This window comes from Mycobacterium sp. IDUB_36, assembly GCF_055419225.1.
Genome location: NZ_JBVAXH010000001.1, coordinates 3,588,756 through 3,602,813, shown reverse-complemented (window position 1 = coordinate 3,602,813; position 14,058 = coordinate 3,588,756). Strand labels below are relative to the sequence as shown.

The following is a 14,058-nucleotide window of genomic DNA, read 5'->3' as shown; positions in this document are numbered from 1 at the left end:
CGATCAACCGAGCCTTTCCGAAAGCTCTTTGAGCAGTTCGTCATCGCTGAAGTCGTCGTAGTCGTCGGCGCCGTCGTCCTCGGCGGCCTCGGCCACCTCGGGAAGGAGGGTGGCCAGGTATTCCGACAACGCCTCGACGGTCGGGTAGTCGAACACCACCGACGCGGGCAGCGTCTCGCCGAGGCTTTCCGAGAGGGCACGTTGCAGCGTCACGCTCATCAGCGAGTCCATGCCGGACTGGAAGAAGCCCGCGGTCGGGTCGAGCAACTGCGCCGACGCCAATCCCATCGCCCCGACCACCTGCGCGGTGACGTGGTCGACCAGGAGGCCGCGGCGACGCGATGGGTCGGCGTCCCGCAACGCATCGCGGAACTCGGTGCTACGGGCAGCGCCGTCCGCTTCGCCGGCACCGGCGCCGGTGTCGAGAAGATCGTCGACGATGCGCAGTGCGGCCCGGGTCCGGTAGGCCACGGCCAGCAACGGCCAGTCCGCGGCGACAACGGTCGGTCGCGACGCGGCACCCGGCCCGGTGAGCAACGGCAGCGCCTGGATCGCGACATCGTCGGCCATCGGCTCCAGACCCGAGGCCAGTGTCACCTGGCGCTCTTCCTCGGATTGGCCGTCGGACAACGACTTCCACAGGCCCCAGTTGATCGCGGTGGCCGGCAGGCCGGCGGCCCGGCGGGCCAGCGCGAAGGTGTCCAGGAACGTGGTGGTCGCGGTGTAGTGCGCCAGCCAGCGTGAACCGGTCAGCCCGGAGATCGAGGAGAACAGCACGAACTGCTCGACGTTGTGCCGCAACGAAAGCCGGTGCAACACCGAGACCACGTCGAGCTTCGGCCGGAACATCGCCGTCACGTCGTCTTCGGTCATCTCCAGCAGCGTGATCGGACCACCACCGAACGCGGCGACGTAGATACCGGCCAGCGGCGGCAGGTCGTCACCGAAGCGGTCGAACACCGCGCTCAACGCGGACTCGTCGGCCGCATCGGCGGCAGCGGTCACCAGCGTGGTGCCGGACGGCGCCAGCCGGGCCGTCAGCTCGTCGAGTTTGGAACCGGGGTTGCGCGAGACCGCGACCACGGTGCCGGCACCCGAGTCGGCCAGTTGCTGGATCAGGTGCGGACCGATGTTTCCGGTCGCACCGATCACCAGATAGCTACGCTCAGAGGACAATTCAGCGGGCGGACTCGACGGCGGGTAGGCCTGCTGCAGCCGCGGAACCCGACGTTGACCGGCCCGGTAGACCACCTGGTCCTCGTCGTCGTCGGCCTGCGACTCGTCGACCACGTAGGACGCGGCCAGACCATCGGGCACCGACTCGTCGAGGTCGATGACGCGGCCCCAGAACTCGGGGTGCTCCAGCGCCAGCGTGCGGCCCAGGCCCCACAGCACCGCCTGCGACGCGATGGCGCGGTCGCCGTCGCTGACCGGCTGCGCGTTGCGGGTCAGCAGGTAAAGCTTCGGCGGCACCCCGATCTCGGCGATCGCGGCGGTCAACCGTCGGGCGGCGTTGAACAGCTGGTAGCCGTCTGCGAAATCGAACTGGCCGCCGGTGACCGGTGGCGCGTACAGCACATGGGTCACCCCGGCGAGGGCATCGGTGATCGCCGACGGGTCGGCGCCCTCGGCCAGCAGCGACGTCGGCTCCACGGTCGCAGCGAACTCGTCGTCGAGGACGCGGCCGATCTCGTCGCCCAGACCGGAGTCGGTGATGACCAGCCACGAGGCGTCGGCGTCGGCCGACGTGGCGGCCACCGGGCGGGCCGGCCAGGCCAGGTCGAGGTACCACTCCGACGGGATCGGGCCGTCGGACTGCGGGACGGCGCCGCGGGAGTCGGCAACGCTTCTGAACGGTTTGATCGCACGTGGGTTGAGCCAGAAGCGGTCGTGATGCCACGGCGTGGTCGGCAACACCGGGTGCGGTTCGACCGGGTGCGGCGTCTGAGGCGGATGGCTGGTGTGAACGGTGTTCAGGTTGGTGTGGAACCGGACCGCGTCGTCGCCGTCGCGCCACAGCGTTCCGACGCTGTGGTGATGCTCGGCGGGATCAAGCGTGTCGCCGACGGCATTCATCAGGATCGGGTGCGCGCTGATCTCGATGAAGGTGCCATGTTCTTCGGCTGCCGCGGCCACGGCCTGGCTGAGCAGCGCCGGCTGGCGCACGTTGGCCACCCAGTAGTCGGCGTCGAGCATCGGCGACTGAAAGCCCTCCAGCACCGTCGAGTAGAACGGGATGGTCGGGATCTCCGGGCTGAGATCCGAAAGCGCCGTGCGCAATTCGCCCAGGATCGGCTCCATGAACGCGGTGTGTGACGCCACCTCCATGTTGACCCGGCGGGCGAACTTGTTCTGTGCGCTCACCGCCGCGATCACCGCGTCGACCTGGTCCACCGGTCCGGCGACCACCGTCTCGCGCGGCGAAATATAGCCCGCCACACTGACTTCGGCGTATCCGCCGAGCAGCTCCTCGGTTGCCTCGGGGTCGAGCTTGAGCAGCGCCACCGCACCCTGACCGGCCAGCTTGGACATCAGCTTCGACCGGATGGCGATCACCCGCAGGCCGTCGGCAACGCTGAGCGCCCCGGCCACCACCGCCGCGGTGACCTCGCCCATCGAATGGCCGATCACCGCGTCCGGGTGCACACCGTAGGAACGCCACAGCTCGGTCAGCGCCAACTGCAGGCCCATCAGCACCGGCTGAACCTGCGCGTCACCACTGATCGCGTCGCCGTCGGCGATGATCTTCTGCAGCGAAAAGCCAACCTGCTCAACGAAAATCGGATCCAACTCGGCGATCGCTTCGGCGAACACCGGCTCGTCGGCGAGCAACTGCCGGCCCATGCCGGCCCAGTGCGAGCCTTGCCCGGAGAAGACGAAAACCGTTCCGGGGCTGCACGGCCCGTTGTGCGGACCCACCACACCCTCGGCGGTCCGGCCGTCGGCCAGCGCCTGCAAATGGGCGATCGCCTGCTCGCGGTCGCGGACACACACGGTGGCGAACTGGGCGTGCCGCTCGCGGTGGTAGCTGAGCGTGTGCGCCGCGTCGGCCAGCCGCACGTCGGCACCCTCGCCCTGCAGCCACGCCGCCAGCGACGCGGCCTGCGAGGCGATCCGTTCCGGCGACTTGCCCGACAGCACCAGGGTGGTCACCGCCGGATCGGCCTCGCGGATCACCGGCAGCGCGGCGGGCGCTTGCTCGATCACCGCGTGCGCGTTGGTCCCACCGAACCCGAACGACGAGACACCGGCCCGGCGAGGCCGGCCGGTCTCTGGCCATTCCTGTTGTTCGGCAACAACTTTCAGCCGCAGCTGATCGAACGGAATGTGCGGGTTGGGGGCGTCGAAGTGCAGGTTCGCCGGGATGCTTCCGGCGTGCACCGCGAGCACAGTCTTGATCAGACCCGCGATCCCCGCGGCACCTTCGAGGTGGCCGATGTTGGTCTTGACCGTACCGATCAGCAGCGGCGCGTCTTCGGCTCGGCCGCGGCCGAGCACGGTGCCGAGTGCGCGGGCCTCGATCGGGTCGCCGAGTGGCGTTCCGGTGCCGTGCGCCTCGACATAGTCGACCTCCTGCGGTTGCAGGCCCGCGTTCGCGTAGGCCGTGCGCAGCACCGCCATCTGGGCGGCGGGGTTGGGCGCCAGCAGACCGTTGGACCGACCGTCCTGATTGACCGCCGTGCCTCGGACTACCGCCAGCACCCGATCACCGTCTCGCACAGCATCACTCAGCCGTTTGAGCACGATCATGCCCGCGCCCTCACCCCGGATGAACCCGTCGGCACTGGCGTCGAACGCGTGGCAGGCGCCGGTGGGCGACAAGGCACCGGTCTGATCGAAGGCGCGGACCACCGCGGGCGCCAGCATCAGGTTCACCCCGCCGGCGAGGGCCACATCGGAGTCGCCGATGCGCAGGCTCTGGCAAGCCAGGTGCAGGGCCACGATCGACGACGAACACGCGGTGTCCACGGTGACCGAAGGTCCTCGAAGGTCGAGAAAGTAGGACAGCCGGTTGGCGATGATGCTCATTGCGCCACCGGAGTTGTTCCACGCGTCGACGTTGGGCAAGTCCAGCGCAGCCACGACGCCGTAGTCGTTGTAGCAGGCCCCGGCGAACACACCGGTCTGCGAGCGGCGCAGCGAACTCGGCGGAATACCAGCGTGTTCCAGTGCCTCCCAAGCGACTTCGAGCAGCATGCGCTGCTGCGGGTCCATCTTGGCGGCCTCGCGGCTGGAGATGTCGAAGAAGTCGGCGTCGAAGGCGTCGAGGTTGTCCAGGTAACCGCCGTAGCGGGTGGTTGTCGCCAGCGCCGCCGCGACCTCCGGGGTGCCGTCGTCGAACGGCGCCCAACGGTCCGCCGGCACCTCGGTGACGGCGTTGCCACCTTCGGAGAGGAACTGCCAGTACTCGTCGGGGCCGGAGATGCCGCCGGGCAGCCGGCAACCCAGGCCGATCACCGCGATCGGCTCGTCGAGGTGACCCCGGTTGGCCTCGACCTCGGCCTCGGCGGCCAGCGACTCGGTGCCGGTCAGGAACCGGGCCAGGTCGGCGATCGTGGGGTGCTGCCAGAACTCGACGGGCGAGATCTTGCGGCCGAGCAGTTCGGACAGTTCGCCGGAGAGCACCAGGGCGTCACGCGAGCCCAGGCCCAGGTCGCTCATCGGGGCGTCGAAGTCGATGTCGTACGGGCTGCAACCGACCGTGGTCACAAGGTAATCGGCCAGCCAGTGCCGTAGCGCTTCCTCGTCATACGAGGACGTCATCAGATGCCCCTTTCACTGCCAGCTGGTGCCGACTCCACGCTGTCGAACAGCTCACTCAACACACCGCCGTCCGAATCGTCCAGAATGTCGATGTCGCGGTCGGATTCCGGCTGCGGCGAGACCTTCTTCGCCAGGTGCTCCGCGAGCGCAACGATAGTCGGGTAGTTGAACAGCATGGTCGCCGATAGCTCGATTCCGACGAACAATTCCGTATCCCGGCGCACCGACATCGCCATCACCGAGTTCAGCCCGTATTCGGCGAACGGCCGGTCGAGGTCGAGCTCGGATTCGGCCAGGTGCAGCTCGCGGGCCAGAATGGCCCGCAACCCGGTCTGCAGCTGCTCTCGGACATCGTCCGCCGGCATCTCCGACCAGGCCGGAGTCGCGGCGTGCGGCTCGGCGGCATCTGATCCGTCGGCGGCTGAACTCGAAGCCATCGGCGCCATCACAGCCTGCGCGACGTCGTAACGAGACAGGTGCTCCCACGCGGCGAAGGCCTCCTCGGCGGTGATCGCGCGGGACCCGAGACGCTCGAGTTCCTGCAGCGCGATCTGCGCTTCGGCGCCGAAGCCGAGCCCGCGCCACGCCACCCAGTCCTGGCTGACGGTGTGGCAGCCCTGCCGGTGGCGTGCCTGGGCCAGGCCGTCGAGGTAGGCGTTGGCCGCCGCGTAGGCACCCTGACCGGGAACGCCGAACACGGCGCCGGCCGCGGCCGTCAGGAACAGGAAGTCGAGGCTGCCCGGCGGGAAGGTCTGATGCAGCACCTGCGCCCCGGCGATCTTCGGCCAGACGGTGCGCCGCAGCCGGGTCTGCTCCAGCTCGGTGAACAGCTCGGCGTCGGTGATGCCGGCGCCGTGGACCACACCGCGAATCGGGACCGCGCCCTCGTCGTCGCGTTTGGCCAGCAGGGCCTGCATCGCCTCGAGCGAGCCGATGTCGAGTGCCACGGCTTCGACGGCCACACCGCGGGCTTCGAGCGCGCGGACTGCGTCGATCTTGCCCTGGGTGGCGGCGTCGTTGCCGTCGCTGTCCCAGTCGCGACGCGGCGGCAGTGCGGTCCGTCCGGCCAGGATCACCCGTCGGGCCCCGCGGTCCGCGAGCCAGCCGGCGGTCAGCAGACCGAGCGCCCCCAGACCACCGGTGATCAGGTAGGCCGCGTCCGGGCGGCAGCGCAGCGGCTCGCGTACCGGCGCACCGGAGACTGTCGCCAGACCGGGGGCGCTGAACTCGCCGTCGCGCAGCGAGAGGATCGACTTGGCCGGGGTGCGCAGCAGCGGGGCCAGCGCGGGCACCAGCGAGCCGATCGACGCGTCGTCCGGCAGGTCGACCAGGCCGCCCCACAGCTGCGGCTGCTCGGCCCGGATCACACCGGCGGTGCCCCACAGCGGGCTCTGCGTGACGGCGGCGTCCGAGCTGCCTTCGCGCACACCGCGGGTGATGATCCACAACGTGGCCGGGTGACTCTCCTCGCGCTCGGCAAGGCCGCGGACCAGGTCCACCAGCTCCATCGACATCCGCACCGCGGCGTCGACATCGCTTTCACCGGAACGGGATTCGGCGACGTACAGCACGTAGCGGGCGTCGGCGACGGCGGCCGCGGAGTAACCGCTCTGGGCCAGCCCGTCGCGCAGCCCGCCGGCGACGTCGTCGTCGCCCAGCACCGCGAGGGTGCTCGCACCGACGGTGTGGCCGTCGAGGTTCTCGTCGGGGGTGAACGGTTGCCAGTCGATGGCGTGCACCATCGCGGCGGGGTCGTCACCGCGGCCGGCGGTGGCGGTCGAGTCCACCGCGGCGAACCGCAGTCCGCGCACCTCGATGCACGGGTTGCCGTCCGAGCCGGTCGCCACGATGTCGACGACGAGCTCTTCGTCGGTGCCGCCACGGCGGCGTACCTCGACGCGGCCGCTCGGGTCGGCGAGCTCACCGTCGAACCGCACGCCGGCGACCGCGGCCGGCACCATCAGCCGGGGGTTGTCGCTGTCGAGCAACCGAGCGATGTGAATCGCGGCGTCCAGCAACGCAACTGGTGAGGCTTGGGTCAGCTCGACATCGGCGTGCAGCTCGCCGGCTTTGGCGTGGGCCGAACCGATCGACCAGCCGAACGGCCGGCCCTCGCTGCCCCAGGTCTGCCACAGCGAGGTCACCGACTCGTCGGTGAAGTCGGCGTCCGCAGCTCCCGGGGCGGCTACCGCGTCCGACGGGCCGGCCGCGGCGCCTTCGTGGGCGATGCGCGCGGTGGCGTGCCGGATCCACGCGCCGCCCTGCCCCGCGGCGCTGGACGACACGGTGACCGAGCCACCGTCGGCGACCACCTGGATGACGCGCGGTTCCCCGACGACGATCGGGTAGTCGAATCGGATGTCGGACAGCGCCGGCGCGTCGTACTCGTCAGCGGCAAGTGAAAGCGTCTGCAGCAGAACCGAAATCGGGATGATCTCGACACCGTTGTTGTGGTGCGAGCCCGGATACGGCTTGGTGGTGGAGGTCAGCCGCGCCTGCCACAGGTGCGTCGGCGGTGTCGCGGCGACCGGAATGTGCTGTCCGAGCAGGGTGCCGCGCTGCGGGGCCGAGTCGGCGGTGGTCACGAATTCGTCGGCGTCGATCCAGTGCCTGCTGTGGTGCCACGGCGCGCTCGGCAACACCGGGTGCGGCTCGGGCGGGTGGGCCGAGGTCGGCGGCCGCATGACGTGCGTCGCGTTGAGGTTGGTGTGGAAGCTCACCGCGTCATCGCCCTTGCGCGACAAAGTCCCGACGCTGTGGTGGTGCACCGCCTCCAGCGTCTCGCTGATCGCGTGCGTCAGCGACGGGTGCGGACTGACTTCGACGAAGGTGGCGTGCTGCGCGGCGGCGACCGTGACGGCCTGGTGCAGCTTCACCGGCTGGCGCACGTTGTCCACCCAGTAGTCGGCGTCCAGGATCGGTACCGAGTTCGGGTCGGCGACGGTCGAAATGAACGGGATGGTAGGTGTCTTCGGCTCGAGATCGACAAGCGCCGAACGCAATTCGGACAGGATCGGGTCCATCAGCGAGGTGTGCGAGGCAACTTCCATGTTGACGCGTCGGGCGAACCGCTCCTGCGCGCTGGCCGCTTCGATGGCCGCGTCGACCTGAGCCGCCTCGCCGGCGATCACGGTCTGGCGCGGCGACAGGAACCCCGCCAGACTCACCTCGGGATAGTCGGCCAGAAACGTCTCGGCCGTCTCGGCGTCCAGCTCCAGCAGACCCACCGCGCCCTGACCGGCCAGCCGCGACATCAGCCGCGACCGGATCCCGATCACTCGCAGACCTTCCTCCGGGGTGAGTGCCCCGGCCACCACGGCCGCGGTCACCTCCCCCATCGAATGTCCGATCACGGCATCGGGTTCCACACCGTAGGAGCGCCACAGCGCGGTCAACGCCAGTTGCAGACCCATCAGCACGGGCTGCACGCGCGCGTCACCGGCCACCCGCTGGCCCTCGGTCAACACCTGCGCCAGCGAGAACCGCATGTGCTCGAGGAACAGCGGCTCCAACTCCTCGACCGCCGCGGCGAATGCCGGCTCGTCGGCCAGCAGCTGCCGGCCCATTCCGGGCCATTGCGAACCCTGCCCGGAATACACGAAAACCGTTCCGGGCTTGCACAATCCCTCGTGCGGCGCGACGAGGCCGATGGCCGACTGGTCGGCGGCCAGCGCCTGCAGACCGGCGACCGCGTGGGCGCGTTCACGCACGGCCAGGGTGGCGAAACTCTTGTGCTGGGTCCGGTGGTGGTTGAGCGTGTGGGCGATGTCGGCCAGCGGCACCGCGGCGCCGGCTCCGATCATCCAGTCGGCGAGCGTCGCCGCCGTGGAGGCGACGCGGGCCGGGGTCTTGCCCGAGACCACCAGCGTGGTGACAGCCGGTTCCGGTTGCGGCGCAGTGCTTTTCGCTGGTTCCGCCAAGGGCGCCTGCTCGATCACGACGTGCGCGTTGGTGCCACTGACCCCGAACGAGGAGACGCCGGCCCGGCGGGCACGACCCACCTTCGGCCAGTCCATTCCGTCGGCGGCGATGGTGAACTCCGACGCGCCCTCGACCGCGTTGGGCGTCAACTCGGTGAAGTGCAGGTGCCGGGGGATGTAACCGTGCTGGACCGTGAGCACGGTCTTGATGAAACCGGCGATACCGGCCGCCGACTCCAGGTGGCCGACGTTGGTCTTGACCGACCCCAGCACCAGCGGCGCCGACCCGTCGCGCTCGCCGAAAACCTGGTGCAGCGCGCCCAATTCGATCGGATCGCCGAGTGCGGTCCCGGTGCCGTGGGCTTCGATGTAGTCGACGTCCGAGGGGGTCAGCCGGGAGGCGCTCAGCGCCGACCGCAGCACCGCCTGCTGGGCGGGACCGCTCGGCACGGTCTGACCGCTGCTGGGACCGTCCTGGTTGACCGCCGACCCGCGAACCACCGCGAACACCGAATCACCGTCGCGCACAGCGTCACTGAGCCGTTTGAGTACCACGACGCCGCAGCCTTCGCTGCGGACGTAACCGTCGGCGCTGGCGTCGAACGTCTTGCATCGTCCGTCGGGAGCCAGCATGCCCCACCTCGAGGTGGCCACGCTGTTCTCCGGGCTCAGCATCAGGTTGACACCGGCCGCCAGCGCCTGGTCGCTCTCACGCCGCCGCAGACTCTGGCAGGCCAGGTGCACGGTCACCAGTGAGGACGAGCACGCGGTGTCCAGCACCACCGCCGGTCCGTGCGCACCCAGGAAGTACGACAACCGGCCGGCCGCGAAGTTCGCCGCGTTGCCGAACGGGACGTGCGGGTCGACCTCTTCGGGTGGCAGCCGGCCGGACAGCGACAACCCGTAGTCGTGGGTGGTCATACCGACGAAGACCGAGGTTTGGGAGCCGCGGATCATCGGCGCGGTGATGCCCGCGTTTTCCAGTGCCTCCCAGGTGACTTCGAGCAGCAGCCGCTGCTGGGGATCCATCGCCGCGGCCTCGCGCGGCGAGATCCCGAAGAAGTCGGCGTCGAACTCGTCCGGCTGCCAGGAGGTGAGGAAACCGCCCTGCTTGCTGACGATCGTCCCGGGAATGGAGTGGTCGTCGGCGAAGAACGCGTCGGCGTCCCAGCGGTCCGCCGGAACCTCCACGACGCCGCTCTCGCCGTCCTGCAGCATCTGCCAGAACGCGTCGGGACTGTCAGCGCCACCGGGCAGCCGGCACCCGATACCGATCACCGCGATCGGCTCGGTGTCACCCTGCTCGGCGATTTCCAGCCGCGCGGTCAGGTCGTCGATCTTGCGCAACGCCTCGGTGATGATGGCTCGACGATCCGACGGTGCAGCCGTCATCGCGCTCCCCCCGGTCTGTCGGAAAGTTGTTGTCGTTCTGAACCGGGCGCGAGAGCCGCAGCCTCGCCAACCGGTGTCATCCGGGCGCGTCCAGTCGGTTCGCCTCGTCGCGCCCACAACGTCCTACCCAGCCGAAGTGACTGATGTTACCGCCACATGACCGGTGTCGAACGCTCCCCCCCTGTGCAGCGAACATCAAGAATTCGTCAGGCAACACTGGCTTTACTCCCGCTGCGGTGCAAAGCCGTCGGGACCCCACTAAGCGGTGGAATCCAAACGGCTGAAGTCGTCCTGTTGGTAGACCTCAACACACGAAGAACGGCGAATCTTCCCACTGGTGGTGATCGGGATCGAGCCGGGCGGAACCAGGACGAGGTCGGCCACCCGCAGCCCGTGGGACTTCGAAATGGCAGACGTCACTTGCGCTCTCACGTTACGGAGGCGCTCCTGCATTTCCGACGTGTTGCCCTTGTCCTTCATCTCGGCGATGACGATCAGGCGCTCGGTGCGGCCGTCCTCGATCGAGATGGCCGCGACCCGGCCGCCGCTGATCTCCTGCGTGGTGGCTTCGATGTCGTCGGGGTAGTGGTTACGTCCGTCGACGATCAGCAGGTCCTTGATGCGACCGATGATGTACAGCTCGCCGTCGTGGATCGTGCCCAGGTCACCGGTGCGCAGCCAGGGGCCCAGCGGAGTGCCGCTGGACGGGTCGACCAGCTGGCCACCGAATGCCTTCTGGGTTTCCTGCGGCTTGCGCCAGTATCCGGAGGCGATGTTGTCGCCGTGCAGCCAGATCTCGCCGACCATGCCGGCCGGGTTCTCGGTGCGGGTCTCGGGGTCGACGATGCGGATCGTCGACGCACGCGGGACGCCGACGCTGACCAGTTCGACGCCGCTCTCGTTGTCGCAGGCCTCGGCATGGCCGGCGGACAGCTTCTCGTAGTCGAACGTGGCGACGGTCGGGGGGCGGCCCGGGCCTGAGGAGTTGACGTAGACCATGGCCTCGGCCAGCCCATAGGACGGCTTGAGCGAACTGGCCGGGAAGCCGAACTCGGCGAAGCGGTCGATGAAGCGCCGGATGGTGGCCGCGTGCACGCGCTCGCTGCCGGACAGGATGGTGTGGACGCCGGACAGGTCGAGCCCGGCCATGTCCTCGTCGGTGGTGCGCCGGGCCGCCAGCTCGAACGCGAAGTTCGGCACGGCGGTGAAGACGCGGGTGTTCGTGGCCAAAGCCTGCACCCACCGGGCCGGCCGCTGCAGGAACGACAGCGGGCTCATCAGCACCGAGTGCAGACCCATGGTCAGCGCGCCGGTGACGCCCAGCAACAGACCCATGTCGTGATAAACCGGCAGCCAGGACACCAGGGTGGTGTCCGACGGCGGCATCGCGCCTTCCTCCTGGAAGTAGTCGTCACGCACCTGCTGGCAGTTGGCCAGGATGTTCTTGTGGCTGACCACGACGCCCTTCGGCGAACGCGTCGAGCCGGAGGTGTACTGCAGTACGGCGTTCTTGGTGCGCGGCGCGGGAGCGGCGTCGAAGTCGGGCTCGGCGTTGAGGTCCAGGCTGTCGACCTCGATCAGGGCCGGAGTCTTGCCGGGCAGCGAACGCGCGCATCCGACGACGTCGTCGACCACAGCGGAGGTCGTCAGCAGCACGGTCGGAGCGCAGTCCTGCAGCGCGGCGGACGCCCGCTCGTCGTGGGCACCGAACTGCGGGACCGGCAGCGGCACCGCCACCAGCCCGGCCTCCAGTGCGCCGTAGAACGCGACGATGTACTCCAGGCCCTGCGGCGCCAGAATCGCGGCGCGGTCCCCCGGTGCGCTCACGGTTCCGATCTCGCGCGCCAGCACCTGGGCACGGCCGAAGAGGTCGGACCAGGTCAGCGTCTGGCTGTACCCGGCCGGATCCACGTCGTAGTCGATGTACGTGTAAGCCGGTGCATCCGGTTGCTGCCGGGCCCATTCCCGCAGTAGTGCGGCAATAGAAGCTTCGGTTACGGCCATCGGGACACCACCCCTTAAAGATCTAGAGCCCCGGACAAAAACTAGACGGGCGCTTGTGATGCAGGAGATTAACAGGGGCCACGTACTTCCCGGACCAAAAACCCAAGAATGTAATACGTGTACCAAACGGACGACCCGTTCGCGCCAGCGTCATTGCTGGGGCTGCTCGTTTGCTAACTAGCTCGCGTCCAGAGGCGTCCAGTCCCTGGTCACGACGTCTTCACCTTACCGGACGGTCAGATGAAACGCATAACTCCGAATACTTAAACGCTTCGTGGCGACTTTTACGTGGTGACAGGGGTGCCGGCGGGCTGGGAACAGGGCCGGCTGGCCGCCGCGGACGTCACCATGACGAGGCCACCATGCGGCACGCCGCAGAACCGGCGAAACCTCCGCCCAAGAGGGGGTTTGCTGGGTTTCGCCGCACCGAAGCCGGGGTGTGGCGTTATTCACTCTGTTTCGAAGATCCCCAGTTGAGCGGCCGCGCCGGAGGTCGGGAGTACCCCTAACCCGTACCGGGCAGCCAGGCCGTCCGATTTATTGGTAGTGAGGTCCAATTAATTGGCTATTCCAGTCATTCAACTAATTAAAGAAGTTGCCACTTTCAGCGCCGATTTGGACGTTGGATTTAGCGACAAATCGTTTCAATAGAGAGTTGCTCAACCTCTACATGAGGACAAGATCTTGGGTTCGATCTCGCCGACCAACTCGGCGATGTGATCGGTCAGATAAAAATGATGGCCAGGAAACACTTTCATAGTGAACTCCGATGTCGTCCGATCGACCCATGGCCGGACCTTCTCCGGGGTGGCCACTTCGTCGTCGTCGCCGAGAAACGCCGCGATTGGGCAGGACAACTTCTCACCGGGCGGGCAATCGTATTTGGAGATCGCCTTGAGCCCCCGCAGGGTCGGCAGGATGCTCGCCGCGAATTCCTCGTTTTCCAGGAACTCAGGATTGACCCCGGTCATCTCGCTCACAGCGTCCAGCAGTCCGCGGTCCGACTCGGGGATGTGCTCGTACCCGACGTGGCCCGGAGCGGCGACGGCCGAGACGAACAGTGCGGCAATCGGACTGCCCGCCTGCTCGAACCGCCGGGCGACCTCGAAGGCCAGCAGCCCGCCCATGCTGTGACCGAAGAAGGTGATTTTCTCGCCGCCCGCTTCCGGCGGCTTGATCATCTGGCAAACCTTGTCGGCCAGATCGCCGATGGTGGTGAATGACCCGAGGTCGTGATTACCACCGCGCCCGGGATACCGAACGGCGACGCGTTTGATATCGCTGGCAAAGGCTTTGGCGAAGGGAACATAAAACTCGGCCGATCCCCCGGCATGCGGAAAGATGTAGAGCTTTGGTGGCTGCTCAGTCACGCGGCAACGATACAGTCCCCCGCCGGCCGGCTCCGGAAGGGCGCGTCGAGCGCCCCGGTGACCGATATGAGTTAACGTTGTTCAGTTGTCGTCTATAAAACCTGTGAAAAACCCAAGAAAACGCTGTGCCGTTTGCCGCCGACACGGTTTCTCGATTTGGCTATCGCAAATCACGAAAAAGCCTTACGATTTCCCCGCCACCACGTGTGGCATTCGCTCTAGGGGAGGTCAATCCAAACGCCCGGTCTGAAGTAACGTTGTCTTCGGTCTCGGCGCGGTTGTTGGAGGAGGTTGGAAAGTGTTCGTAACCACACAGCCAGAGGTGTTGCAGGGGGCTGCAGGCACGCTGTCGGGGATCGGTGACGCGATGATCGCGCGTAACACGGCTGCGGCCGGGGCGACGACGGGCTTACCGCCGGCGGCGTCCGACCTGGTCTCGGCGATGACGGCGGCGCAGTTCACCACGCATGGCGCGACGTACCAGCAGATCGCCGCTCAGGCCGCCGAGGTGCATGAGCAGTTGGTGGCCGCGCTGCGCTCCGGCGCCAGCGCCTACGCGTTGACCGAAGCGGCCAACGCGGCGTCGGCCGACTAGGCGGGGCGCAGGT

General features: G+C 68.1%; 5 protein-coding genes. 1 reads left to right on the top strand and 4 read right to left on the bottom strand.

Annotated elements, in window-relative coordinates; genetic code table 11:
* Positions 1-3: 3 nt before the first annotated feature.
* From ACZYW1_RS17850 to ACZYW1_RS17835, 4 genes are all read right to left on the bottom strand, one after another.
* A complete protein-coding gene (locus ACZYW1_RS17850) occupies positions 4-4,764 on the bottom strand; it encodes an SDR family NAD(P)-dependent oxidoreductase (RefSeq protein ID WP_463787506.1) in 4,761 nt (1,586 codons plus the stop codon).
* A complete protein-coding gene (locus ACZYW1_RS17845) occupies positions 4,764-10,076 on the bottom strand; it encodes a type I polyketide synthase (RefSeq protein WP_463787505.1) in 5,313 nt (1,770 codons plus the stop codon). The genes ACZYW1_RS17850 and ACZYW1_RS17845 overlap by 1 nt, the downstream gene beginning before the upstream one ends.
* Positions 10,077-10,334: 258 nt before the next feature.
* Positions 10,335-12,080: an AMP-binding protein gene (locus tag ACZYW1_RS17840; protein WP_463787504.1), complete on the bottom strand. Its 1,746-nt coding sequence runs from the start codon at positions 12,078-12,080 to the stop codon at positions 10,335-10,337.
* Between the two features lie 659 nt (positions 12,081-12,739).
* Complete coding sequence (locus tag ACZYW1_RS17835; protein WP_463787503.1) at positions 12,740-13,450, bottom strand: thioesterase II family protein; 711 nt, start codon at positions 13,448-13,450, stop codon at positions 12,740-12,742.
* A 298-nt stretch (positions 13,451-13,748) separates the two neighbouring features.
* Here ACZYW1_RS17835 and ACZYW1_RS17830 point away from each other — a divergent pair, with 298 nt between their 5' ends.
* Positions 13,749-14,045 (top strand): PE family protein, encoded by a 297-nt coding sequence (locus ACZYW1_RS17830; protein WP_293004135.1) that lies wholly within the window; start codon positions 13,749-13,751, stop codon positions 14,043-14,045.
* Positions 14,046-14,058 lie beyond the last annotated feature (13 nt).

Coding starts and splice junctions, on each gene's coding strand:
- ACZYW1_RS17850 (WP_463787506.1), bottom strand. CDS start 4,764: ATGACGTCCTCGTATGACGAGGAAGCGCTACGGCACTGGCTGGCCGAT.
- ACZYW1_RS17845 (WP_463787505.1), bottom strand. CDS start 10,076: ATGACGGCTGCACCGTCGGATCGTCGAGCCATCATCACCGAGGCGTTG.
- ACZYW1_RS17840 (WP_463787504.1), bottom strand. CDS start 12,080: ATGGCCGTAACCGAAGCTTCTATTGCCGCACTACTGCGGGAATGGGCC.